The sequence below is a fragment of the Bradyrhizobium sp. LTSPM299 genome, from assembly GCF_000938235.1.
In the GTDB taxonomy this organism is placed as follows: domain Bacteria; phylum Pseudomonadota; class Alphaproteobacteria; order Rhizobiales; family Xanthobacteraceae; genus Bradyrhizobium.
Window position 1 is genome coordinate 358797 of the sequence record NZ_JYMU01000085.1, and the last position, 25224, is coordinate 384020.

Annotated in this window: 17 protein-coding genes; 2 read left to right on the top strand and 15 right to left on the bottom strand. The window is 60.0% G+C overall.

Features of this window, described 5'->3' with window-relative positions; translation table 11 throughout:
* Positions 1–106: 106 nt before the first annotated feature.
* From UP10_RS37380 to UP10_RS37390, 3 genes are read right to left on the bottom strand one after another with little or no spacing between them, the layout of a single operon-like run.
* Positions 107–1006 carry a LysR family transcriptional regulator gene (locus tag UP10_RS37380; protein ID WP_044592126.1) on the bottom strand — a complete coding sequence of 300 codons (900 nt, stop codon included), beginning with the start codon at positions 1004–1006 and terminating at the stop codon, positions 107–109.
* A gap of 29 nt (positions 1007–1035) precedes the next feature.
* On the bottom strand, positions 1036–1824 hold the full coding sequence (locus UP10_RS37385; RefSeq protein WP_044592127.1) for an enoyl-CoA hydratase/isomerase family protein: 789 nt from the start codon (positions 1822–1824) through the stop codon (positions 1036–1038).
* Positions 1825–1856: 32 nt separating this feature from the next.
* Positions 1857–2882, bottom strand: a complete 1026-nt coding sequence (locus UP10_RS37390) for an LLM class flavin-dependent oxidoreductase (RefSeq protein WP_044592293.1) — start codon at positions 2880–2882, stop codon at positions 1857–1859.
* A gap of 161 nt (positions 2883–3043) precedes the next feature.
* Between UP10_RS37390 and UP10_RS37395 the strand changes: the two genes are divergently transcribed.
* On the top strand, positions 3044–3826 hold the full coding sequence (locus UP10_RS37395) for an IclR family transcriptional regulator (RefSeq protein WP_044592128.1): 783 nt from the start codon (positions 3044–3046) through the stop codon (positions 3824–3826).
* 239 nt (positions 3827–4065) lie between these two features.
* Here the strand turns inward: UP10_RS37395 and UP10_RS37400 are convergent, their stop codons facing one another.
* Both UP10_RS37400 and UP10_RS37405 read right to left on the bottom strand, forming a co-directional pair.
* Positions 4066–5778, bottom strand: a complete 1713-nt coding sequence (locus UP10_RS37400; RefSeq protein WP_044592129.1) for a thiamine pyrophosphate-dependent enzyme — start codon at positions 5776–5778, stop codon at positions 4066–4068.
* A gap of 129 nt (positions 5779–5907) precedes the next feature.
* Positions 5908–8664 carry an ATP-binding protein gene (locus UP10_RS37405; protein ID WP_197087002.1) on the bottom strand — a complete coding sequence of 919 codons (2757 nt, stop codon included), beginning with the start codon at positions 8662–8664 and terminating at the stop codon, positions 5908–5910.
* Positions 8665–8886: 222 nt separating this feature from the next.
* Between UP10_RS37405 and UP10_RS37410 the strand changes: the two genes are divergently transcribed.
* Complete coding sequence (locus tag UP10_RS37410; RefSeq protein WP_156180641.1) at positions 8887–11637, top strand: winged helix-turn-helix domain-containing protein; 2751 nt, start codon at positions 8887–8889, stop codon at positions 11635–11637.
* Here UP10_RS37410 and UP10_RS37415 read toward each other — a convergent pair.
* From UP10_RS37415 to UP10_RS37460, 10 genes are all read right to left on the bottom strand, one after another.
* On the bottom strand, positions 11599–14505 hold the full coding sequence (locus UP10_RS37415; protein ID WP_082077480.1) for an ATP-binding protein: 2907 nt from the start codon (positions 14503–14505) through the stop codon (positions 11599–11601). The genes UP10_RS37410 and UP10_RS37415 overlap by 39 nt on opposite strands.
* A gap of 116 nt (positions 14506–14621) precedes the next feature.
* Positions 14622–17474: an ATP-binding protein gene (locus tag UP10_RS37420; RefSeq protein WP_044592131.1), complete on the bottom strand. Its 2853-nt coding sequence runs from the start codon at positions 17472–17474 to the stop codon at positions 14622–14624.
* On the bottom strand, positions 17471–18058 hold the full coding sequence (locus tag UP10_RS37425) for a helix-turn-helix domain-containing protein (protein ID WP_050044016.1): 588 nt from the start codon (positions 18056–18058) through the stop codon (positions 17471–17473). Before UP10_RS37425 ends, UP10_RS37420 begins: the two co-directional genes overlap by 4 nt.
* A 343-nt stretch (positions 18059–18401) precedes the next feature.
* The gene (locus UP10_RS37430; RefSeq protein ID WP_245322152.1) at positions 18402–19256 is read right to left on the bottom strand and encodes an acetoacetate decarboxylase family protein; all 855 of its coding nucleotides are present in this window, start codon (positions 19254–19256) and stop codon (positions 18402–18404) included.
* Between the two features lie 72 nt (positions 19257–19328).
* On the bottom strand, positions 19329–20129 hold the full coding sequence (locus UP10_RS37435; RefSeq protein WP_044592132.1) for an acetoacetate decarboxylase family protein: 801 nt from the start codon (positions 20127–20129) through the stop codon (positions 19329–19331).
* A gap of 132 nt (positions 20130–20261) precedes the next feature.
* On the bottom strand, positions 20262–20657 hold the full coding sequence (locus tag UP10_RS37440; RefSeq protein WP_044538345.1) for a cytochrome o ubiquinol oxidase subunit IV: 396 nt from the start codon (positions 20655–20657) through the stop codon (positions 20262–20264).
* Positions 20654–21289: a cytochrome o ubiquinol oxidase subunit III gene (gene cyoC / locus UP10_RS37445; RefSeq protein ID WP_050044017.1), complete on the bottom strand. Its 636-nt coding sequence runs from the start codon at positions 21287–21289 to the stop codon at positions 20654–20656. Before cyoC ends, UP10_RS37440 begins: the two co-directional genes overlap by 4 nt.
* Entirely contained in the window at positions 21286–23268 is a 1983-nt protein-coding gene (cyoB, locus tag UP10_RS37450; RefSeq protein WP_044592133.1) for a cytochrome o ubiquinol oxidase subunit I, read from the bottom strand. The genes cyoC and cyoB overlap by 4 nt, the downstream gene beginning before the upstream one ends.
* Positions 23265–24143, bottom strand: coding sequence for a ubiquinol oxidase subunit II (cyoA, locus tag UP10_RS37455; protein ID WP_050044018.1), 879 nt, complete (start codon positions 24141–24143; stop codon positions 23265–23267). The genes cyoB and cyoA overlap by 4 nt, the downstream gene beginning before the upstream one ends.
* Position 24144: 1 nt before the next feature.
* A complete protein-coding gene (locus UP10_RS37460; RefSeq protein ID WP_082077483.1) occupies positions 24145–25200 on the bottom strand; it encodes a heme o synthase in 1056 nt (351 codons plus the stop codon).
* Positions 25201–25224 lie beyond the last annotated feature (24 nt).

Sequence of the window (25224 nt, forward strand, 5' to 3'; positions counted from 1 at the left end):
CTCGATGATTGTCCGTTTCGGCCATGGTTATGGCGCTCAAGGCACGGCTTGATTAGACAGCAGATTGCGGACACGCCGTTCTATCTGGTGAACGCCCGACCGGGCTCTAGGAGACAGCCGACGATCTCAGGGCGTCCGCAACGAAATCGATCACCGCCCGAACGCTCGGCAACATGCCGCGCCGCGAGGCAAAGACGAGATGCAGGATGCCCTCGGTGCCGCTCCATTCGGGCAACACGCGGACGAGTGCACCGGCTGCAAGGGCGTCCTGGCAATACCTGACCGGCAGCAGCGTAATCCCGGCGCCTTGGCGCGCAGCCGCCATCAAAATGTCGAAGCTGCCGCTGGCAAGGCGAGGCTCGACCGGCACGCTGCTGGTTTCACCGTTGTCGGCCGTCAGCTGCCAGGTACCGCCGCTCTGCTCGTCCTGATGCAGCAGAGGGAAATTGGCAAGGTCGGCCGGCAGCATCGGAACCCCTGTCCTCGCCAGCAAATCCGGGCTCGCTACCAGGATGCGCCGGCTGACACCGATCCGCTTCACCTGCATATCGGCGTCGGTATCGAGGCGTTCCCGAACGCGGATCGCAACATCGACTCCTTCGTGAATCAAGTCGACCAGGCGATTGGTTGCGATGCATTGAATACGCAGGTGTGGGTGGGCAGCAAGGAAGCCGGGTAGCGGATCGGCAATCGCACCTTGAAGTCCAAGCGGGCAGCTCAATCGGACCAGCCCGCGAGGCTCGCTCTGCATTCGAAGCGCAACCTCCTCGGCGGCTTCAGCCTCGATGACCGCAGCCCGCGCATGCTCGAAGACCTGCTGGCCGACGTCGGTCAGGCCGAGGCCTCGCGTGGTGCGATCGAGCAGCCGCACGCCGAGCCGTTCCTCCAACAAGGCGACCCGGCGGCTGACGCGCGATTTGGGCACCCCGAGCACACGAGCGGCCGCCGAGAATCCGCGATTGAGGACGACGGCCGCAAAGAACTGGAGGTCGTTAAAGTCCCGCACCGTTTTCCGCCCACTCTCTCCCGGTCACATTATCGGCCGGTGAAGACGATCTTCGCCGGCTCAATTCCACGCCTTATGGCCTCGGCTCTGGCGGTGCGGCCGCGTCTTGCATCTTCAGAGCTGTGGAGCGCCATGGTGACATCCAGAATCACGGAGTCGGCGGACGGAACGCCACCACCCGACCAGGCCTTCAGCAGGGTTCTTATCGCCGCATAGGACCGCGTCGGTCCTATCGACAGATCCTGCGCGAACTTCAGCGCGGTCGCCTCGACCTCGTGCACCGGCACCACATAACTGGCGATCCCCAGTTGCCCGGCAGTGGCGCCCGACATCGGCTCGCAAAGCATTGCGTAGTGCGCGGCGCGCGAGCGGCCGATCCGTTCCGCCAATCTTTGCACCGCGCCGGCAACCGGCGCGGACCCGACCGAAGCCTCGATGCAGCGAAACACTGCGTCTTCGGCCACAACAATGAAATCGCACGCCAGGGCAAGTTCAAAGGCGCCCCCGAACGCTGCGCCACGGACGGCGGCAACCGTCGGAATCTGCAGCGCCTCGATCGCGCGGAACGACTGATTGCATTCGCCGATGAAAGTCCGGAACTGGTTGGTGTCCTTCTCCAGGAAGTCGAGGACGTCGCCTCCCTGGCTGAAATTGGGGCCCTCTGCCCTGACCAGCAATGCCCGGATATCGCTTTCGCCGGCGTCATGCACGGCGCGCTTCAGGGCATCCGAGAACGCTGATGCAATAAGGTTCTTTGGCGGATTGGCCAGAACAATGTGACCAACCGAGTCTGTCTGTTCGAACCTGATGACCTGCATTTCGACCTCCCATGCGTTCCGCGTCTACGCTGTTATGCTGCCGTCGCTTCGGCCAGCTGCACTGCAGGCATGACCTCGTCGGCGAAGCTGCGAACCGACGCCGTTGCTTCCGCATGCGCCATCGTCCCGAACATGAAGCTTCCGATGACGTAGTTCAGGCCTCCGCGCGAGACCTGATCTGCCAGGATCTGCGTGACCGTTCTGGCCGACCCCGCGATGGCGTGCCCGGACTCGACGAGCTGGTCGAAGCCCGGTGGCAGCTTCAAGTTGACCGGCTCCGTGCCGTGCTTGCGCCAGAGCTTGATGAAGTTCTCATAGAAGGCCGGCCATGCCCTACGGCCGATGTCATGCGCCTCCTGGTCGGTGCCGCCGACGATGATATAGCGATTGGCCCCGATGAGCGGAGTACCGCCCTGAAGTCCGGCAGCGGCCGCCTCCTCGCGGTAGCGGTCCGAAATCGCACGCACGCGCGAGACCGCGCCGCCGCAGACCACATTCAACCCGTTGCGTGCTGGCCAGACCACAGAGTCGGGCGAGCCAACGGCATACCACATCGGAGGGTGCGGCCGCTGCAGCGGCTTCATTTCCGTCACGTAGTCCTTCAGGCTCCAGAATTCGCCCGATGTCGTGACCGACTCCTGGGCGAAGCAACGCCGGATCGTGTCGAAAGCTTCGGCATACATCCTGGCAGCCTTGGCCGATTCAATGCCGAGCGCATCGAGCTCGTGTGGAGAGGCTCCGCGACCCATCCCGAACTCGAACCGGCCTCCGCTCAGGTGATCGAGAATGCAGATCTCCTCGAACAGACGCGCGGGATGGTAGGTCGGTAGCAGATAAACCAGCGGACAGAGCCTCAGTCGCTTGGTCCGTTGCGTCAGGGCCGCCATCCAGACGCTTGGCGACGGGGTCATGCTCAGCGATGTGCCGTGATGCTCGCTCATGTGGAAGCAGTGGAAACCCAGCCGATCGTAGAGCTCGGCGAGTGCAAGCCGCTTTTCGTACTGCTCCGCCAGCGGAAGCCCGGAGCGGTCGTTCTGATCGAAAACACCAAACTTCATGATGAGCATCCTTGTTGGTGGCCGCCAGCAAAGTCATCTCGATTGCGTCGAACGAAGTTATTTAATATAGTTGAATGCATATGCTATTGTTGTATACTGGAGCGATCATCCTTTTGTGTCAATCTTGATCTCAGAATCACCGGACCGGTCGATAGAAGCAGATGCAGGAAAAGAAGCCTCGTCGGGGCATTCAGTCGGTTGAGATTGCTTTTCGTATCCTCAGCGTTCTGCAGAAGAGCCCGCAGGCAATGGCGCTGAAGGAGATCGCGTCGCCGGCCGGACTATCAGCCAGCGCCGCGAACAATTATCTGGTCAGCCTCGTGCGAATCGGGCTCGCCGCGGCGGATGAAAAGGCGGGCTATTACCGCCTGGGGCCCGCGGCCCTCTCCCTTGGCGTCAGCGCGATACAGCAGATCGACGGCTTTGAGATCGTCCGGCGCGAGGTGACCAATTTGCGTGACACGACCAGGCGAAGTGCCGCCGTCACCACATGGACCGACGACGGCCCGATCAGCCTGTTCAAGCAGGACGGAGATCAACGCGGCGCGTTTGAATTTCGGACCGGCCTCATCCCGATGCTGACGTCCGCGGCAGGAAAGATCTACGCGGCCCGCATGCCGACGGGCCTGACGGCACCTCTGATCGAACAGGAGTGGGAAACGGTGTTCGGCGGCAAGGCCGATGTCGGGAAATTCACCGAGGATGCGATTCGCGAGCTCAGACGAAAGGGTTACACGGCCATCGTCCGCGCCGACCTGAGCGGCTATGTCTCGATCGCGGCACCGGTCGTCGATTGGAACGGCGACCTTCGGTTTACCTTGAGCCTGGCCGGCACCCGGGGCTCCATGAAGACGGAGCCTGCGAGCGAGCAGGTGAAATCCTTGCTCGCCAGTGCCCTCCGCGCGACCCACGCGCTCGGCGGCAAGCCCTTAGGCGGCGGCTAGATCATCGCTCGGAAGCCAAAGCTCACCACCTCAGTCACGACATTGGCAGCGCAACGTTGGGCGAGCGACAACGCGCGCATATCGAATCTTCATCGTTAATGCATCGAAGCTGTGACAGGCGGTATCTTTTTCGCCGACAGCTTGCCTGCGCAGCAAGAGCGCTTCCGACAACCATAAAATATCCAGCTAAGGGCACCACCGATAGCTGCCGCTGCCCTCACTGGGATAGCCGAGCCTCTTTAGAGGAAATTCTCCTTCACCATTTCCCAGACGTCGCCTCCCCGGCCATGCAAGATGGCGCGAGTCGAATAAAGCGCCATCCCGATCGCCGGCTCTACCTGCATGAATGGTGGCATGACGAGCTGCATCGGGTTGACGTGCACGTGCAGAAGTGCTGGCCCCGGTTGCGCCAGCCAATCCTTCACAGCGGCTTCGAGCTGGTCCGCATCCGAAACTGTCTGGCCCCAGAGACCTAACGCGCGCGCAACTCCTGCGAAGTTCGGATTCTTCAACTTCGTAAAGGTATCGAGCATCCCCTCTGCCTTTTGCTCGATCTCCACAAAGCCAAGCTTGCCGTTGTCATAGACGGCAATCTTGATGGGCAGCTCCTGTCCGACGACCGTCATCAGGTCTCCGAACAACATCGAAATTCCACCATCGCCTGCCAAGCACACGACTTGTCGCCCAGGCTCCGCCTTCTGGAGCCCAATGGCTCCCGGCATGCCGTTGGCCATCGTTCCATGCAGCAGACTCGCGAAAATGCGGCGCTGACCGTTCGCGTCGATATGGCGGTAGGCCCAGGCGGCCGGGGTACCGTCGTCGGCCGTGAACAACGCATCCTTCGCCGCGTGGCGGTTGATGACCTTTGTCAGATAGCTTCCGGGAATACTGCCATCATGGCCGGCAGCGACTTTAGCCTGTTCGGACTCCCGATACTTCGTGTAACGCTTGACGTAGGCGCTCCGGAACGAGGCATCGGTGCGCTCAACCAGCATCGGCAGCAACGCCTCCATCGTCGCCTTCACATCGCCGATAACACCCTTCGTGATCGGATGACGTCGCCCAAGATGAGTGGGGTCAATATCGACCTGCACGATCTTTGCCTTGTTCGGGTAAAACTGCCGCCAGGCAAAGTCCGCGCCCAGCATCAGTAACGCATCGCAGTCCAGCAAGGCATGGTAGCCGGCCTCATTGCCGAGCATTCCGGTCATTCCGATGTTGTATGGATTGTCATACTCGAGGAAGTCCTTTGCCCGCGACGTATGCGCGATCGGCGCCTTCAGCTTGTTGGCAACCGCGAGAATCTCCTGATGCGCGCCCTGGCAGCCCGACCCGCCGTACAGCACGACATTTTCGCTTCCGTTGAGAATTTCTGCGATCTCGGCGAGATCGGCGTCGTTCGGCCGCGTCACGGGCCTGGCGACATGCACCGCGTAGGGGATGTTATCATCCACCACCGAGGCGGAGATATCCGCCGGCACAATCAGGACGGCAACACCGCGTTTCGCCAGGGCGGTTTGGCAGGCGATCACGGTCTTGCGGCGCGCCTGTTCCGGCGTATGGATCATGTCGCAGAAGACGCTGCAGTCCCTGTAGACCTGCTTGAAATCGACCTCCTGGATGAAATCGAAGCCCAATTCGTCGCGAATGATTTGACTTGCGATCAGGATAACGGGCGCACGATTGCGATTGGCCTCGTATATCCCGTTGATGAAATGCAGACTTCCGGGGCCGCAGCTGCCGGCAACTGCCGTCAGGCGATCCGCGACCTGCGCCTCCGCCTGCGCGGCGAACGCTCCCGCCTCTTCGTGTCTCATCGACACCCACTCGATTTCGCTTTTTTCGAGCGAGCGAGCGATCAGGTTGAGCGTGTCGCCCACGATCCCGTAACAATGCTTGACGCCCGCATTCTGCAGGACTTCAACGATGATATCCGCAACCAGTCTGCCCATTGCATTCAAACCCTGCTGTGGCCAATCCTGCCACAATTTGCACCCAAGCGCGGACGTAGGGCTTGTATGGGAATGCGGGAATTTGAATCCGCCTGCGTAGACGGCATACAGTCATCGAACGCGTCCGCTTTAGCCGACGGCCGTGGTGCCGGATTGGAGCTGGTTGAGGATTTGCAGGGCGCGCTTGTGATCGCGAGATAGTATCCCGGCTGGTGTTCGATCAAGAGCCGCGCGGAGATGCTTGTAGGCTTCAGGCACACGCCCCTGTTTCAGCAATAGCTCCGCGAGGTCCGTCGCAGCCTTCAGCTCAAACAAGGGAGCGGACTGACCTCTTGCCCACTCGATCGATGACAACAGGCTTCTTTCTGCTTCGGGATAGTCCTCGGCCGACCTGGATGCCAGGATGAGGCCTTTCGCGTTCATCAGGTCGGGCACGTTCAGGAGTTTTCCGCCCCGTTGCTGGAAATCAAGGGCATTCACCACCAGCGTCAACGCCTCCTCGTGCTGGCCAGAAGCAGCAAGACCTTCGGCGAGATCGCTGACAAAACCCATATTCAGCATTTCATCACCTTGAGCCTCAAGCTCTTCCGACGACCTCTTCAATAACGGAATGCCATCGCGAACGTTGCTCTGAAGAAGAAACCACTTGCCTCGCAAGCCGGTTGCAATCGCATGGTATATCTTCAGGGAGTGAGTTGCGGAAAGGTCGGTCAATTGCGCGATGTAGTGCTCCGACCTCTGCCAATCATCCAGCGCCAGATAGACGGGGAGGAGCAGGATCAGGCATCGGCCCAATATCGATGGAAGACCGGATTTTTCTCCTTCCTCTATCGCGAACCGTGCGTAGTCCAATGATTGATCGAGTATCCCCCTGTAAAACAGGGAGCGCGTCATGCCGACAAGCAAGGCGCTGGCGGGATGAAACAATTGGTGTCCAGCGCGCAGGCGCGAGCCGGGTGTTAAGCGGCGCAGGCCGGCTTCGAAATGTCCCTGTGCAACAGAATGCCTTCCCGCCAAATGATTGGCGTATCCCAGCATCGACTCAACGTGTGCCATGCCGTCGGGATCTTGGGTTTTCAAAGCCACTTTTTGGCTTCGCGTCGCGACATCGAGCGCGAGGTGAGTGTCGGATGTCCAACTCGAGGACATGAACAGTCCGGTCAAAAGCATGAGTTCGCGCACAAGGCCCTGGCGGGCGTTTTTATGCTGGTTTCCCAGCCGGGCTAACGCCCGCTCTGCCCATGCCTGCCATTCGATCAATAGCCCCAGATCCATAAATAGCGGCGCTGAAGCGGCCGCAAATCTTGTCGCGATCTCGTCGTTGCCGTGCGATCCAAAACTCCATTCCAGCGCCGACCGGACATTGCTGAGTTGCCAGGAATAGGCCGCAACTCTTTCAGCCCTTGTTCGAGCCGATAGCTTCTCCTTTTGTGATTCGAGCTGCTGGATGACGTATTCCGCATGCCGCCGGGAGATCGGATCGAACTCGTTATGCTCCTCCAGTTTTTCGAGCGCGTACGCCCTGGTCGTGTCCAGCAACCGATACTGCGGCTGCGCTTCATCGATCCGGGTTACTATCAATGACTTCTCAGCCAGGCCGGCGATCGCGTCAAATATCTCTCCGTCGACTCCGCCGACTTCACCTGCGACAGACCGCGCACCCTCTAGGGTGAAATGGCCGACGAAAGGAGCGATCCGTCGAAGGACAATCCTCTCTGCGTCGGACAACAGATCGTAGCTCCAATCCAAGGTCGCCTTGAGGGTCCGATGTCTGGAAACGGCGGTCCGATGGCTTAGTTTCAGCAATTCCAGCCGAGACACCAGGCGGGAAGCCGTGTTCTTGAGGCCGAGGGCCGCCACCTGACCCGCTGCCAGCTCAATTGCCAGCGGTATGCCATCGAGCTTTCGGCATATTTCCGCGACAAGCGGCGCCTCCTCGTCGGTGAGAACGACGCTTCCCGCCCTCGCCGCGACGCGCCGTACGAACAACTGTGCCGCCGGATATCGAAGCACGGCATGTGCCGTCTGCTCCGAGCCGTCTGGTGGAACATCAAGGGGAAGGACCCGGCAACAATGCTCGCCCTCTACTTTCAGCAATTCGCGACTCGTCGCCAGGAGATAGACCTGCTCCGTTTCCTGGTAGAGTTGCTCGGCAAGCAACGCGACGGTCTCGATCACGTGCTCACAGCTATCGAGAATGATAAGAAGCTTTTGCGAACGAACGCGGTCGACCAGCTGTAGATCGGGATCTTTCGATTTGAGCGCAAATCCCAGGGATGTCGCGACAGCCTCCGTGACATGATGCCGATCGGTCACGCTTCCCAGATCAACAAAATAGACGTCCCCGCCAAACTCCTCGGCTGCGGCACGGCCAACAACCAGGGCAATGGTCGTCTTGCCAATCCCGCCGGGGCCTAGCAGTGTTACGAACCGCTCATCCCGGAGCTTGTTGCTAACCTCGCTGACGAACGCTTCACGCCCGACCATCACAACCGGCCGCACCGGGAGCCTGCCTTGGTGTCGGGGCTTGTCCTTCCTGCTTTCCGTGCCGCCATCGAGGGCGACAACGGTGCCGACGAATGAGTAGCCTCGTCCCTTGATGTTGGCGATGTATCGGTTGCCAAACTGGCCGTCACCAAGGGCCTTGCGGATAGCGGCCACGTGGACCCGGATGCTCCCCTCCTCGACGGTCACGTCCGACCAGACGTGATCGATCAGTTCCTGCTTTGCGATCACCTCACCCGGACGCCCGGCAAGATAGATCAGGATATCAAGGGCCCTGCTGCCAAGGGGCAACACCACACCGTCGCGCCGCAGCACCCTCTCCTTGCTCGAAAGCTCAAAGGGGCCAAACTGCAGTTTTCTTTGGGAATCATCGTCAACCATGGCTCTTGGCTTGGACCTGGTTCGCTTGTCCGGGTGGTCAATTATTCGTGCGAAACCCAAGCGTGCGTTCCTGGTGGACATAAGCTTGCTTCGGCTCTCTGCGGGTAGCTTCGCCCAAATGACGCCCGGCGCTTCCCTCACGCCAACAGAGATCGTACACTTTCGTTACGGGGGGTACCCCCCGAATGGGGGAAGAACTCCCGGCGATAAAGGGGGGAGCCCTTGATCGAGCCGCAATCGGGCAATCTTGCGATGGGAACGGCTTGTTTGCCTGCCAGTGGACAGCTGCCATTCCTCGCGACCAAGATCTTGCCCGCACGGTTCGGCGGGCTGGTCGCACGTCCCCGGCTTTCCGCAATCTTGTCCGAACTCCCGGCCAAGCGACTTGCCGTCATCAAGGCGCCGGCGGGATTCGGCAAGAGCTCGCTGGCGGCGGCTTGCGCCGAGCAGCTCGAGCAAGACGGCAACTGTGTTGGGTGGCTGACCATCGATTCAGACGACGACGAGGCCACGCGGTTTCTATTTTACGTATCTCAGGCCCTGCACCATGCCTGTCCGGAGGTTGGCGCCGGCGCGATTGGGCTGATCCTCGAGAACAACCTGATCGACCCGACAGTGATCCTGTCGAGCCTGATCAACGATCTGGCAGAGATAGATGATGATGTATACCTGTTTCTCGAAGACTATCACTGGCTCAGCGCTTCTCGCATCCATCAGACGGTCGCGTATTTCCTGAAGCACGCACCGTCGCACTGTCATGTGGTGCTTACGACGCGTACCGAACCTCCCCTGTCACTCGCGACCCTGCGAGCCCAGAATCAGCTGGTCGAGATTGATTCCGCAGCCCTGCGATTCGACATGCAGGAGACACAGGCGTTTCTGGATCTCGCCAGGCCCGGCGTCCTGGCGTTTGCCGACATCCAACTCCTGCACCGCAAGACTGAAGGTTGGCCCGCCGCCCTGCGAATTGTTGCGTCCATGCCCTCACGGTTCGGATTGGCCTTCAAGGAGTACGTACAAAGTCTCTCAGGATCGCAGCGTCCAATCGCAGCGTATTTGTCGGAGATGCTGGATACGCTTCCCGTCGAAATGGTCGACTTCATGCTACGAACGGCCATTCTTGATCGGCTCTCCGGTCCGCTATGTGAGGCCGTAACCGGTTCGGGCTCGGGCCGCACGATCCTGGCATCGCTCGCCGAGCGCCGAATGCTGCTCACTCCGCTCGACAATGACGGTGCGTGGTTTCGCTATCACACGCTGCTCTCCGAATATTTGAGACAGCGGCTGAAGGCGGACCGCGGCATCGCAATTCCCGAGCTGCACGGACGCGCCGCAGGTTGGTATGCCTCCCACGAATTGTGGACTGAGGCAGTTCAGCACGCGATTGCAGCCGGCGATTCCGACCGTGCGATCGGCTGGATCAACAATTGCGCAATGGCCTTGATAAAGCGTGGCGATCTCTTCACGTTGCTCGAATGGCAGCGTCAGTTTCCGGACGAACTGCTGCGGGGTCAGCCCGAGGTCAGGTTGGCGATCGCCTGGGGATTGGCGCTCGCGCTACGTTCCGATGAGGCCCTGCAGCTCGCAACTGAAATTGAGAACGATATCGCTGCTGCGCAGCTGCCCGAGGACGATTTGCTGTGCGCATGCCAGGCAATCCGCTCCGTTGCTATCGCGCTGACGGATGACAGCGAGCGGGCGCTGCCTCTGGCACAGGATTGCGTGAACCGTTCATCGGATCCCTGGACCGCGAATGTTGCCTCAAACGTCGTTCGCTTCGGCCACATGCAAGCCGGTGACCTCAAGCAGTTCCATGCGACGCCCTGGATGCCCTATTCGCCGGAGGAAGACCGGAGAAACGTGTTCGCATCGGTATATCGGCGCTGCCTTCAAGGTGTCGCAGAGGTCCGGCAGCTACGTCTCACCGTGGCGGAGGCTCATTACCGTGAGGGGTTGCGAATCGCGGAGCAATATGTCGGCACGCACTCGGTGGCAGCGGCCTTGCCTACCAGTCTGATTGCACGGATTTTGTACGAGCAGGGCCACCTGAACGAGGCAGAAACCCTGGTGATCGATCGCGCATCGCTGATCAACTCCGGGACAATGCTCGACTGCGTTCGCAGCGCCTATTTCGTGATGGCCAGAGTCGCGGCTGCCCGGATGAACCTCGAACGTGCCCACACGCTGCTGGAGCGGGCTGAAAGCCATGGCATCTCACGGGATTGGGGACGGCTGACGGCAGCTGCAACAGCAGAACGAGCGCGGCTTTACCTCAACGAAGGCCGCGTGGATGAAGGCGCCGCATGTATTGATCGCCTAGAGCAACTTGCGAGAAAGTACCCTGCGCCCAGGCCCTGTGCATGGTCGGAAATTCAATGGGACCACAAACTGGCTCGCGCTCATTTGCTGGGGCAACGGGAGCGTCCTGAGGAGGCAATGTCAATCCTTCGGGAGCTACAGCGCGAAACCGAAGCGGCCCACCATCGCTACTTCCTGATCCGAGTTGAGATTCTAATCTCGGCCCTTCAGCTACGCCTCGGCAAAGCGACGGACGCAACGAACCGGTTTCGCCGCATTCTCGCAGCCTGCGCAGGCGGGGGTCTCTATCAGATCATTTTGGACGCGGGTTCGGTCACTTCCGACCTCGTCCAGATGGTCCAGCAGAGCGGCAGCATCAGCACGCAATTAATGTCTTATGTTGATCGGCTCCTGTCCGATTCCCAAAGGGCGCAGCAAGATCGCCTGGTACCGACCTTCAGGAGCCCGGCTTTGCACGCATTGAGTCCTCGCGAGACTGACATTCTCACGCTGATCGCGGAAGGCCAGTCCAACAAGGAAATCGCCCGGAGCCTTTATATCGGTCCGGAAACCGTGAAGTCGCACCTCAAGAGCGTTTTCACCAAGCTGGGTGTGGAGCGGCGCGCGCAAGCCGTATCACGCGCGCAGACCCTGGGCCTTGTCACCACGCAATGAAGCATCGTTCGGAGCGCTGGTCTGTTCGAGGATTTGCCTCGCCAAGACAAGATCGGGTGTTGTGAGACCTTCGATAAATCGACCGTAGACAGGGTCGATGAGATCATGGGCTCTTCGGATTTGACCTCGACCAATCCAAAGCTGCGCGAGTTCCAAGCCAGCCCGCAGCTCGAACGATAGCGCGGATTGTTGCCCGGCCAGGGTCATCGCTTCCTTGAAGCACTCCAGAGCGAGGTCACTCTGCCGGGCTTCCCCGCACATAAGCGCCATGCCTTTCGCCAAAAAGAGGGCCGGAAGGTGAAGAGGCCTCTTCGAGCTCAGCTGGGTTGCGATCGAATCATCGATGAGAGCCAACGCTTGCCTGCGCTCGTTTTGCTTCGCCAGACTAACCGCCAACTCGGAAACAAAATCTGTTACAAGCATCTCGTATCGCAGACTTCGTAGCTTCTCCAAGCTATCTTGCAGGTGACGTATGCCATCCATTGTCTGGCCGATGTGAATCAAATGCCGTCCCCTCAGGCCAATGGCGACCGCGCGAAATGGCTCTAACGAATATTTCTCCGCGGTCAGCTCAAGCTCAGAGAGGCTGCTCTCGATCCCTCCCAATTGACCGATCCAGAAGTGGAACGGCATCGTCAGAATAAGTGCCCGACACAGCGCGATCGGATGGTTCGATCTCCCGGCCTCCTCGATGGTTCTTTCAGCATAAGCGGCGGCCCTATGAAGATTGCCGGCGAACCAATGCGATCGGGTAAGGTTGAACAGCGATGTGGTACGTAGATCAAACAGATATTGAGTTGCGTTGAACCGTGGGGAAGTCTGCGACCTGTGGAGAGCCCGTTCGAGGTGCTTTGGAGCGCGGACGTGGTCGGCGAGCATGTAGTACGCGGTTCCCAGCATCGCATCCGCAAGGGCCGCATCATCCCGGTTTCCCGTCTTCTTCGCGACAGACTCGGCGCGCAGCGCAACTTCGAGGCTACCAGCCGCGTCGATTGTACGATGAAGATACATCGATAGCCCGCTGAGGAGCCGCAATTGATGGTAGGTATCTTCAAGCCGCTCTGCCAACGTCAGCGCCGTATTGAAGGCCTCGCGAACCCTTTCACTGTTTCCGGCCGTGAACATCAGCGACAATGCGAGCGAAGCAAGGATTTCCATCTGGTCCCGCGGATCACAGTCCGCAGCCATCCGATCGATCGCTCTCTCCATCCACTTTCTGCATTCCAAAAGATCCGACATGGCCAGCAGCGGCTGCGAAGCTGCGGCCGCCAATCTTATGGCTTTAACGTCGTCTCCATTGAGACCAAAGCTCCATTCAAGCGCGGCACGGATATTTCCAAGATCGTCTCGCACGGCGTCGGCTGCGGCTTCCGTGGACTCCAGATCGAAGAGATTGACCGGGTTGCTTTCCAGCATTTGGATCGAGAAGCTCGCGTGCCGTTCGGCGATGGAATCTTGTTCGCCGCTGACGGCCAACTTCTCCAACGCATAGGCGCGTGTCGTATCCAGCAACTGGTAACACGGTCCCCGCGAGCCGGTCCAAACCCAGATGAGAGATTTATTGACGAGATTGCCCAGCGCCTTCGCGATCTCGGACCCGTCCATCCCCGCTTCTGCCGCGACAGCGAACGCCGCCTCCAGCGTAAAATGCCCGACGAAAATTGCGACCCGTCGCAAGAGGACTCGCTCGATCTCCGAAAGATGGTCGTAGCTCCAGTCCAGCGTTGCGATCAGCGTTTGATGCCGCGGATTGGCCGTTCGCCGGCCGAACTTCAAGAGATCGAGCCGCGAACCCAGTCTGGCCACCGTACTCCCAATGCCGAAGACAGCGGCCCTCCCGGCGGCAAGCTCGATGGCGAGAGGAATGCCGTCAAGCTTGCGGCAAAGCTCGGCAACCATAGGAGCTTCGTCGTCCCGAAGCGAGAACTCACCGCGGCGAGCACTGACGCGCTCCGCGAACAATCGTACGGCCGGATAGGCAATCACCTCTGACGCCGTCAGCCCCGGCTGATCCGGCGGGCAATCCAGTGGACAAAGACGATGTACGCGTTCGCCAGCAAGGTGCAATGCCTCCCTGCTGGTCGCAACTATGCAGATGTCAGGAGCATTTTGAAAAATATAGCCGGCGATGTTCGCGGTTTTCCCGATGAGATGCTCGCAACTATCGAGAATGATAAGCGCTCTGCGAGGGCGCAGAAAATTAAGCAGCGCCGGCTTTGGATCGACCAACTGCGGGCCGAGCCCGACCGCGGAAGCAATCGCCCCGATGAGATGCTCCTGGTTTACCGTGGCAAGATCGACAAAGAATACCGCGCCGGAGAAGTCGGCCAGCGCCCCGTGTCCGACTGACAGGGCAACCGTCGTCTTGCCGATACCGCCAGCACCCAGAATTGTAATCAGGCGCTGTCCGGCCTGGAGCAAACCCCGAATCTCAAGAACAACATTGTTGCGACCGACCATGCGGCCCAATGCGGGCGGCAGGCTGGACATTCCCGCGGATGCATTGCCCCTCTCATGGTTCACGGGAAGGTGAGCGACCGGCGCGATGAAGCTGTAGCCCTGGCCCGGTATGCTCGCAATGTACTTGTTACCGAACTGACCATCGCCCAGTGCCTTGCGCAGCGCCGACAGATGGACGCGAAGACTGCCTTCCTCGACCGTTACGTCGGGCCATGCCCGCGCGATCAGTTCGGCTTTTCGGACAACCTCACCGGCGTTTTCAAGAAGCGCAATCAGGATGTCGTAGGCCCTGCCACCGAGCGGAATGACCTGGTTCGCCTTCCTGAGGGAACGCTCGGCGACGTTGAGTTCGAATGGGCCAAAACCGAGCCGCATTGCACTGGGGGAGCCAATTTGTCGAATCGACATGAGTTATTCCGCCAAGCCCGCCGACGGTCCGGTCGTTGCACCGTTCGTCGTCGGTCTTGTGCAAATACACTCCCAGCCGATCAAGTGTTAGCCGAAACCTCCTCCAGTAACAAGCGTCAGTGTAACGAGTTGATGGCGCTGTCGGACCCGTATGAGCCGGTCAACACCTGCTTGGCCAACCGTAGATCGACGGTCTCAAGGCCTTCGCGAAATTTAACGTAAGTGGCTTGCAGGGTCCGCCACGCGGCCTCCTTTCGCCCAAGCGACTTTTCGGCGATGACAAGGCTGGTCGCGGCCCTGAGCGCCCACGACAGGCTCGCCTGCTTGTTCGACAGTTCGATCGCGCGCAGGAAATATTGCCTGCCAACCGCCACTCCCTCGCCGTTACGCAGTGCCAGTTCACCCCTGATGCGGTGCAATTCCGGGCCGTACCATCGGCTTTCGTCAAGATCGATCTTCGCACGCAGGAAGGCGTCAAGCCCTTCCCTCGGCCAGTTCGCAACCGCCATGGATTTTGCAAACTCTGCTTGCAAGATCCAGTTGAAGATTCCGTAGCGTGCGGCGGACAACTTCTCAAGACCTGCGTAGAACATCACCGACGCGGCGCTGATCCCTCCTCCTCGCCTGATTTTGTGGAGAGCCTGCATGCCGAGACAAAAACCCTGGTAGTTCTGCAGAGCGTACTTTCCCGCATGGCCGGAGAGCTCGTCCACGAGCGCCTCCGCTTCGCCGTCATCTGGGTTTGTCCAGTATGCAATCAGGCCCGCAAAAGTCAGCGCACCACAAAGATTCACGGCCCGATTTGACTGGCGCGCTTCGGCTACGGCCATTTGATTGAATCTGCGGGCCTGATCCGGAGAGCCGCGTAACCAGGCCAAGGTCGCGAGACCGGCCAGGTTATCGACCTTGCGATCATAGCCAAACCGCTTGATCAGCAATTGTCGCGAAGCTTCGTCATCGCGATGCAGCGACAATTCCAGCAAACCTTGAGCTTCCGCAATTCGTCCGGCGTGGTAGTAGGTTATACCTCTCATATAGTTGGCCGTTGCGACAGCGCCGATGCGGCCGGTTCCTTCCGTAACCTCGCCGCAGCGATCCGCCAATTTGATTGCGTCCGGATAATTCGGAACGCGCAACGCATGGGCCCACAGCACCAGCAAGGCGTCCACCTGATGTTCGATATCGTCAAGCCCCTCGGCGAGTAGCAGCGCTTTGGCCCACGTGGCGTATGATGTTTCCGTCATGCCTGCCGTGAACATCATGCAACTTGCGAGGGCGGATTGAAGGACCATTTCCTGTCGTGTGCCGGAATTCATGCCATCGAGATGGCTGATGGCCTTTGTCATCCATTCCCGGCATTCGGTGAGCAGCGCCATACCCATCCATGTGCTTGCCGATGCCGCGGCGAGTTCGACGCCGACTTTCGCATCGCCCGCGGCAGAGAACGCCCAATTCAGAGCGGCTCTGAGATTGTCGACCTCTATCTCGAGCCCCTTGGACCAGCCCGATCCATCCATCCCGGCACCCTGTCTGAACAGGTCGGTGAAATAGAGGGCGTGGCGGCGGTGAAGAAGATTCTGCTCGCCGCTCCCGGCCAGTCGTTGCAATGCAAAAGCGCGGGTGGTGTCGAGCAAACAAAGCCGCCCCTCCTGTCCCTGAGCGGCAATCATCGATTTCGAACGAAGCTCCCAAACGCAATCCGATACATTTGCTTCATCCACCGTCTCATCGGCGACAACGGCGACCGCCGCTTCGAAGGTAAACCCACCAGCAAAAACGCCGAGCCGGCTCAATACGCGCTTCTCGGCCTCGCCGAGCAGATCGTAGCTCCACTCCAACGTGGCGTTCAGCGTCTGGTGTCTCGACGGCGCGGTTCTGCGCCCTACCCACGACAGGTTTAGTCGCTCGTCAAGCAGGCTTGCGGTCCTGCCAAGACCAAATATGTCAACCCTGCAGGCTGCGAGTTCGATCGCCAATGGAATACCATCAAGCCGCCGGCAAATTTTCGCGGCAGTCGGCGCATCCGGATCGGTCAGCTCGAAGTCACTTCGCACCGCCCGTACGCGGTCGACCAGCAGTTGAATGGAGGGATATTGCAGCGCGTCCCGCGCTGACAGGCTGCCATCCTCCACAGGGCATTCAAGCCCACCGAGTTCATAGACATGTTCGCCTTCAACACGCATGGCCTCCCGGCTGGTCGCGAGCAAATGGAGCGTCGGGACACGACAAATGAGTTCTTCCGCCACCGCAGATACCCCGTCGACAAGGCGTTCGCAACCGTCGAGAATGATAAGCGCCGGCTTTTCCTGCAGGCATTCGATCAAGGCCGGGACAACATTGTTTGCTCGCACCGACACGCTGAGTGCTGCAGCTATGCTCGGCGCGACAAGCGAAGCGGCTCCGACGGCGCTCAAGTCGACGAAATAGATCCTGCTGCTGAAAGTGATACTCATCTCGTGGGCAACCGCCACCGCTACCGTGGTCTTGCCGATGCCGCCGGGCCCGACGATCGTCACAAACTTCTGCTCGGCCAGCTTCATCTGGATCTCGGCGAGCGCGCCGCTACGTCCGAGCATCCGCATCGAGCGCGCAGGCAGTCGGGACCTCGATAATGGCTTGAAATCCTCCGACGCTGGCGCGGACACTGACGTCACGGGTACGACAAAGCTGTACCCCCGCCCGGGCACGTTCGCGATATACCGCCTGCCAGGGTCACTCTGATCGAGCGCTTTCCGTAACGCCGAGATATGGACGCGCAGGCTGACCTGTTCAGCACCTCGCTGTGGCCAAACCCGTTCGGTCAGCGTTCTCCGGCCGACGACTTTGTTTGCCTGCTCCACCAGGACGATGAGGAGATCCATGGCGCGCGCGCCGAGCGGTACGACCCTTGCGCCATTTGTCAGAAGCCGGTTTCGGATCGACAGCTCGAAAGGGCCGAAGCTCAGCACTTTGCCGCGCTGATCGCTCATGGGATATTCTCGTCCATGTCGGTTCTTGAGGTGACCTCGCCAGGCGTTCCGCGCTCGCGTCGCCAATTGGCCGGGCTTTGGCCAAAAGCCTGCCTGAAGAGCCTGCATAAATGTGCTTGATCCGAAAAGCCCACGTTCAACGCGATTTCACTCAGAGACGCCGCCCCGGTGATCATCAGGTGGCAGGCTTTCTCCAGACGCCTTCTCACCACGTAGGCATGTGGCGACTCGCCAACCGCCAGTTTGAATTTCCGGGAGAAGTGCGCCGGGCTCCGACGTGCGACCGCACTGAGATCCCGGATGTGGATGGTGCGGTGTAGGTTGTCGTCAATGTAAGCTCGTACGCGAAGGATCTGCCAGGCCGCCAGACCGCCCCTCGTGAGGCCGTTAGCGCCCGAACAACGTTCGATCTCCGCTTGCAGGATGTGCGATGCCGTCGCTAGCGACGCCTTGGCCGCCTCCTGATCGCGCCCCAACTCCCGCCTTGCGGTTTCGAGCAGCTTGGCCACGCTGTTAGCAACCAAGTGAAACTGTTGATCCTCTGCAGGGACAGACTCTGGTGTGGTGGCTTGAAATCCTTCCATGGTCACTCCCTCCCCGAACCATCCGAAGCTTCGGATCGGCGGGAGAGTGCAGCAGCGAGCGCCTTCTGGCTCGTTAATCAGCGTTATGGAAGGTTAATGCTGCCGCACCGCACTGAACGATTTTCGTTTTGAATATCAATATGTTGTGTGCTTTATAACGCGGCGGCGTAACAATTCAGAACACCTCGGCAAGCGCCCAAATCGAAAATGCGATGAATGACGCGAGGTCCGCACCAGCGCCTCGGCCGAGGGTCTCAGCCGGCCGGAGGGGGGCCGCGAAGACCCTCCCGGCAAAGCGTGGGAGTGTACGCTTCGCCGTCACAGTGAGAGTCCTTTCAGTTACCTACGAGCCGTGGTCCTCGAGGATCTTCAGATCGCTGACTGAGTAGGAAACTGAGTAACGAAACCCGGACTCGATCCTTTTCGGCGCGAGCGCGTTGAGTTCTTCGCCATTCGCTTCCGGAAAGTTAAGTTCGCCCTGCCCGATCCATGCGCCGGTAACCGTGAGATCGTCGGTGATCGACATCGCTAGTTCGTTTACCGCTGGCTTGTCCTGGTATCCGGCCGCCAGTCTCGGAAAGTATCGCAATAGGACCGTGGGTCGGCTGAGGAGAGATATTCCGTTCGCGACTGGCCTGTGCAAGGTGACGCAGGCTTCCGCAAGACGTTGGCCGTGCGCCGAAAGACTGGCGCCAAACCGGCTGCCAGGTGCCACCGGCGCTGCGGCGGGACCTGACGCCGCAAAGGAGCGCGTCTGAAAAATGCTCCCCATTTTCTTGGGAAATCCCTGCGTCCAACCGCGCGCCAGCGCAGCGTCATTGTCGACATAAATGTAGGGGCACCACATCACCGGCTCGTCGCGATACATGGCGTCGACCAAAATAAACGCCTCGCGATATTGATAACGGGCCGGCTCTAGATATTCGTCGTCCTGTGCCGTGAATTGCCAATCCAGGAACATCATGACGGCGTGACCGTTTGACTTCGGATCCGGGGAAAGACCATTCGGCAATGTCGCCGCCGTCGCGTCGGCGTCCGTCCAGAACTCGACTCCGACAACGTCGCCGGCGTAGTGCCAGGGTGGAGGCGGAGTTAGCGCGGCCTGACCGAATGGCGATTTCGGAACTGTAAAGCCCCTGAGCATTCCCGTTTTCCGATGCATCACTTTCGGTAAAGAAGCTACCGAGACCAGCCGCAATTGATTTGCTTGAAGTGCGTCGACTTGTCTATTCTTGCCGCAAAACCAGAACGTTGGGATCCGCCGCGACTGCTAGGCGGTAAGGTCTGCCAGGATCTCGATATCGGTGACGGAATAGGAAAACGAGAAGCGATATCCGCGCCCCACCTTCAGCGGCCCCAACACTTCCAGCTCTTCGCCATAGGCCTCTGGAAAATTAAGCTCGCCCGAGCCGCTCCAGACGTTCGTGATCAGGAGCTGGTTCGAGACACATCGAACGAGTTCATCGACGGCCGGCTTGTCGTGCATGCCGGCACAGAGCCGCGGAAAATATCGCCGTCCCACGATCCGGCGATCAAGCAGGCCAACAAGTCGCTCGGCCTTTTCGTGCAAGGTAACGCGGGCCTGCACCAACAAACGGCCGTGAGCCGACATGCAGGCTGAGAACCTGCCATCATGCACGAGTGGCGCCGAAGCTGCGCTCGCGGTGGCGAAAGTACGGGTCTGATGCACTGTCCCGAGCTTTCTCGGATAGCCCTGGATCCAGCCCCTCATCAACGCAGCATCGTTGTCGACATAGCAATATGGACACCACGCTATTCGTGTCCCCTTCCAAAACGCGTCGAGGAGGACGCTGAACCCGCGACACTGATACCTGGCAGGATCCAGATACTCATCGTTCTGCGCGGTGAACTGGTAGTCCGTGAACAGCGCGACGGAGTGACCCGGACATTTCCTGTCAAGCTCGACACCGGCTGGAAGGATATGGGCCGACACATCGGGATCGTTCCAGAATTCCACCGCCAGGACGTCACCCGCAAAATGCCAGGGAGGCGGCGGGACCAATGCAGCAGCGCTCAGAGGTGACCGGGGCGCAGTGAATCCTTTCAGCATTTCTCCTCCCTAGTGGCCGCGCATGACCTCAACATGAAATGCTAGCGTTGGTCTCGTTCCCAACGCTTGGACGAACGTGTGACCGTTTGGTGGTTCATGCGCATGTTACGCTGATACGAAACCGCGCAACCTTCAGTGCTGCATTTGCAGGTTCATCAGCTCTGGCGCCGGCATCATGCTGTCGTTCAGGTCCGCCATGATCAGCAGCGATCCGACGACAACCAGAGCGACGATCAACACACCAAACGCCAGCGCCATCACGTTGTTGGTGTTATCCGGCCCCGTGGTAACATGCAGGAAAAACACCAGGTGGACGCCCATTTGCGCGATCGCGAGGACCGTCAGGCCGAGAGAGATGCCCCCGACCCAGAGCAGCGACGTGTTGGCGACCCAGAACGACAGAGCTGTGAGGCCGACCGCGAGCCCTAATCCGATCGTGTAGACAAGCACGCCGGACGACGCGCCCTGTTCCACGTCGGGAAGTGCTGATGCGTCTCCGGGCGCGCGATCGTACTGTGTGTCGGTCATGAAAGGACTCCCATCAGATAGACCACGGTGAACAGCCAGACCCAGACGATGTCGAGCGCATGCCAGAACAGTGAGAAGCAAAGCAGGCGCCGCTCCACAGTCTGGCGAAATCCCCTGACGGCAACCTGGGCCATCATCACCACCAGCCAGACCAGGCCGGCGGTGACATGCAGCCCGTGGCAGCCGACAAGCGTAAAGAAGGCGGAGAGGAATGCGCTGCGTTGCGGGCCCGCACCGATGGCGATCATGCCGGCGAACTCCCGCAGCTCCAGCGCCAGGAACAACGCCCCCAGCACAAAGGTAATAAGGGCAGCCCAATAAGTGGCGGCATAACGCCGCGAGCCGATCGCCAGGGACATCAGTCCGCAAGTGTAGCTCGATGCGAGAAGGCAGCCGGTTTCGATTGCCACGCTGCGCTGGTTGAACAGCTGCACGCCGCTTGGCCCGCCGGCGGTCGCATGGTTGAGCACCGCGTAAGCGGCAAAGATTGCCGAAAACATCACGATGTCGCTCAGCAGGAAGACCCAGAAGCCGTAGCCAACGACGACCCGCTTGGTAGCGGGACCGGCCTCACCTGCACCCGGTCGCGCTTCGTAACGAACCTCATCATGCACGGCGACAGCAACGTTCATACTGCAATCTCCACCGGATTTGCCCGTTCGAAACGCGCAATTTGCTCAGCCGGAATCTCGATTTCTTCTTCATCGCGAAACGCGAAGGCAAGCATGGTCAGAAAGATTCCGATCACCCCCACACCCGCCATCCACCAGATGTGCCAGATCATCGCAAAGCCGGCGACGACGGAAAAAAACGCAACGATGAAGCCGGTCGCGCTGTTCTTCGGTACCTCGATCGGTTCGAATTTTCGCTCCTGCGCCGGCTGGGCCTGCGTGCGCTCGCGCTGCTTCTTGTTCCAGAGAGCATCGAGATCTCTGACCTGTGGAAGCACGGCGAAATTCCATGCCGGCGGCGGCGAAGCGGTCGCCCATTCCAGGGTGCGGCCGTTCCATGGGTCTGCGGTCACCTTCAGCCGGTCGCGGTCGCGGATCGACACCACAAGCTGGATAACCTGGCTGACGATCCCCGCGAGGATAATGACGACGCCGACCGCCGCGGCCACCAACCACGGTTGCCAGCTGGCGACATCGTAATGCTGCATGCGGCGGGTCATGCCCATCAGACCAAGCGCGTAGAGCGGCATGAAAGCGACGTAGAAGCCGATCAGCCAGCACCAGAACGAAATTCTGCCCCAACGTTCGTCGAGCTTGAATCCGAATGCCTTGGGGAACCAGTAGTTGTACCCGGCCATCAAGCCGAACACCGTGCCACCAATGATGACATTGTGGAAATGCGCGATCAGGAACAGGCTGTTGTGTAGCTGAAAGTCCGCGGGAGGCACCGCCATCAACACGCCGGTCATGCCGCCGATCACGAACGTCACCATAAAGCCGATCGACCACAAGATCGGCACGGTAAACCGGATGCGGCCGCCATACATCGTGAACAGCCAGTTGAAGACTTTGACACCAGTCGGCACCGCTATGATCATGGTCATGACCCCGAAGAAGCCATTGACGTTGGCGCTGGCGCCCATGGTGAAAAAGTGGTGCAGCCAAACAATAAATGACAGCACGCAAATCGCCATCGTCGCGGCAACCATGGAGCGGTAACCAAACAGCGGCTTGCCAGAGAACGTCGAGACGACCTCGGAGAAGATCCCGAAGGCCGGCAACACCAGGATGTAGACCTCAGGGTGCCCCCAGACCCAGAACAGGTTGACATACATCATCGCGTTGCCCTGGCCGTCGATCGTGAAGAAGTGAAAGCCGAGGTAACGATCCAGCAGCAGCATCGCCAGGGTGGCGGTCAGGACCGGAAACGCCGCGACAATGAGGAGGTTCGCGGCGAGCGACGTCCAGCAGAACACCGGCATCCGCATATAGCTCATCCCCGGCGCGCGCGTTTTCAGGATGGTCGCGACGAAGTTGATGCCCGTCATCAACGTGCCGACGCCGGAGATTTGCAGCGCCCAGAGATAGTAGTCGACGCCGACGCCGGGCGAATATTGCAGCTCGCTCAGCGGCGGATAGGCAACCCAGCCGGCCTTCGAGAACTCGCCGACCGTCAGCGAAATATTCGTCAGCAGGATGCCCGACGCAGTCAACCCAAGGGCCACCGAGTTCAGGGTCGGAAATGCCATGTCGCGGACGCCGAGCTGCAGCGGCACCACGAAATTCATCATCCCGATCACGAACGGCATCGCCATGAAGAAGATCATGATCGTGCCATGCGCCGAGAAGATCTGGTCGAAGTGTTCGGGCGGCAGATATCCCTGCGCACCACCCGCGGCGACCGCCTGCTGCGCCCGCATCATGATGGCATCGGCAAAGCCGCGCAGCAGCATGATCAGCGCAAGGATGATGTACATGATGCCGATGCGCTTGTGGTCAACCGAGGTGATCCACTCGCGCCAGAGGTAAGGCACGTAACCCTTGAGGGTGACCCACGAAAGGATGGCTACGATGACCAGGACCATGCCGCCAGACGCGCCCATGATGATGGGCTGGTCGAACGGAATCGCGCTCCAATCCAACTTGCCGAGTAGATTCATTTTTCCGCCCTCATTGACGTCGGGTCTTTGCGGCACATCGCGTCGTCGGATTGCATTTCGGAAACCAGGATGCTGTTGAATAGACCGGGCGCGACGGAGCGGTAGGTGAATGGCGCGACCGCCGCGCTTGGCTTGGCCAGCTGCGCGTAGCTCTGCCCGTCGAGTTCCGGACCGGCGCTACGCGCTACGTCAATCCACTGTGCAAACTTTTCGTCCGGAACGGCGTCGGCGTCGAAATGCATGTCGGCAAAGCCTTCGCCGCTGAACTGGGCAGAAAACCCGCGATACGTTCCCGAATGGTCGGCCTGTAGATGAAGACGGGTGATCATTCCCGCCATGGTGTAGATCTGGCTGCCAAGCTGCGGCACAAAGAAGCTGTTCATCACGCCCGACGACGTCAGCTCCAGACTGACCGGCGTGCCGACCGGAACAATCAGTCGATTGACGCTCGCGACGCCCTGATCGGGATAGATGAACAGCCATTTCCAGTCGAGCGAGGCGACCTGGACCCGCAGCGGCTTCACCGTGGATACGATCGGTTTGCGCGGGCTCACCTCGTGTGAGCCGACCCACGCGACGCCGCCAACCAAAAACACGGTCATGGCCGGGATCGACCAGACCAGCATCTCGAGGCGGCCGGAATACGCGAAATCTGGCCGATAGCGCGCGCGTTCATTCGATGCACGAAACCAGAACGCAACGCCAAGCGTGGCAACGATCACCGGGATCACGATCGCCAGCATGATGCCAAGCGAGTTGAGCAGAATTTGCCGGTCGGCGGCGGCAATCGGCCCTTTAGGGTCGAGCACGCCTTCTGCGCAGCCGCCGAGTGTCGCGACGCCGATCAGGACAGCGGCAACCAAACCGTATCGCATGTTAGACCTCGCTGAAGTTGGCGATGCGGCATGCGCTGCAGTCCGCGCCTGAAGGCCGTTCGGCATGCACCGAGACGCCACGGTCACCATGCGACGATCGCGTGGACGAGAATGCGCCGCGGTCGATCAGAAGACCGGTAAACAGCACGAACAAATAGACGATCGAGAACACGAACAGCCTGCGAGCCGCATGGCGATCAGCCTCGATGCTTCTGTTCAGCTGGAGTGCGAGCAGAAGGAAAAGTGCCCCGCAGATCGCGGCGAGCGCGCCATAAATGGTCCCTGCAAATCCGAGCACCCAGGGCAGCTCCGAGGCCAGGACCAGGAGGCTGCTATAGATCAGGATCTGACGCGTCGTTGCAGCCCTTCCCGCAACGACCGGCAACATGGGGACGCCGGCACGGGCATAATCATCGGTGCGATTGAGCGCCAGAGCCCAGAAATGGGGCGGCGTCCAAAGAAAGATAATGAGGAACAGCGCAAGCGGCTCGAGCCCGACGTCTCCGGTTGCTGCCGCCCAGCCGATCACCGGCGGCAGCGCGCCAGCGGCGCCGCCGATGACGATGTTCTGTGGCATAGCCCGCTTCAGCCACACCGTGTACACGACAACGTAAAAGAGGATCGTTCCGGCCAACAATGCGGCTGCTGTGAGATTCGTCGCCAAGGCCAGAACCACCACTGCCAGCGCGCTCAGAACGAGACCAAAGACAAGCGCTTCGAACCGGGGGACCTTGCCCCGGGGAATTGGCCGCATCGCAGTGCGGGTCATGACCGCATCGATATCGGCGTCGTACCACATGTTGAGTGCGCCGGCGGCCGCAGCTCCCGCGGCAATGGCACAAACCGCGACAAAGGTGGTTAGCGGGTCAAGTCGAACCGGAGCGCGGCTCAATCCGACCAGCGCGGTGAAGACGGCAAGCATCATCACCCGTGGCTTTGTGAGGGCGATAAAGTCGTACAAGCTCCGATGGTCCGCCAACGCAGGAGCCGAATGGGGCGACAGTGCAAGGTGAGCTCGTCTTTCCCCAAGCTCGCCAGCAATGGATTTGACGTTCATCTCGCCGCTCCGAGTTCGTAAAAT

Bases quoted from the DNA above. Each gene is read 5' to 3' on its own strand.
- UP10_RS37390 (WP_044592293.1), bottom strand. From the start codon at position 2,882: ATGAAGTTTGGTGTTTTCGATCAGAACGACCGCTCCGGGCTTCCGCTG.
- UP10_RS37400 (WP_044592129.1), bottom strand. From the start codon at position 5,778: ATGGGCAGACTGGTTGCGGATATCATCGTTGAAGTCCTGCAGAATGCG.
- UP10_RS37440 (WP_044538345.1), bottom strand. From the start codon at position 20,657: ATGACCGACACACAGTACGATCGCGCGCCCGGAGACGCATCAGCACTT.
- cyoC (WP_050044017.1), bottom strand. From the start codon at position 21,289: ATGAACGTTGCTGTCGCCGTGCATGATGAGGTTCGTTACGAAGCGCGA.
- UP10_RS37385 (WP_044592127.1), bottom strand. From the start codon at position 1,824: ATGCAGGTCATCAGGTTCGAACAGACAGACTCGGTTGGTCACATTGTT.
- cyoA (WP_050044018.1), bottom strand. From the start codon at position 24,143: ATGCGATACGGTTTGGTTGCCGCTGTCCTGATCGGCGTCGCGACACTC.
- UP10_RS37435 (WP_044592132.1), bottom strand. From the start codon at position 20,129: ATGCTGAAAGGATTCACTGCGCCCCGGTCACCTCTGAGCGCTGCTGCA.
- UP10_RS37420 (WP_044592131.1), bottom strand. From the start codon at position 17,474: ATGAGCGATCAGCGCGGCAAAGTGCTGAGCTTCGGCCCTTTCGAGCTG.
- UP10_RS37415 (WP_082077480.1), bottom strand. From the start codon at position 14,505: ATGTCGATTCGACAAATTGGCTCCCCCAGTGCAATGCGGCTCGGTTTT.
- UP10_RS37405 (WP_197087002.1), bottom strand. From the start codon at position 8,664: ATGGTTGACGATGATTCCCAAAGAAAACTGCAGTTTGGCCCCTTTGAG.
- UP10_RS37395 (WP_044592128.1), top strand. From the start codon at position 3,044: ATGCAGGAAAAGAAGCCTCGTCGGGGCATTCAGTCGGTTGAGATTGCT.
- cyoB (WP_044592133.1), bottom strand. From the start codon at position 23,268: ATGAATCTACTCGGCAAGTTGGATTGGAGCGCGATTCCGTTCGACCAG.
- UP10_RS37425 (WP_050044016.1), bottom strand. From the start codon at position 18,058: ATGGAAGGATTTCAAGCCACCACACCAGAGTCTGTCCCTGCAGAGGAT.
- UP10_RS37460 (WP_082077483.1), bottom strand. From the start codon at position 25,200: ATGAACGTCAAATCCATTGCTGGCGAGCTTGGGGAAAGACGAGCTCAC.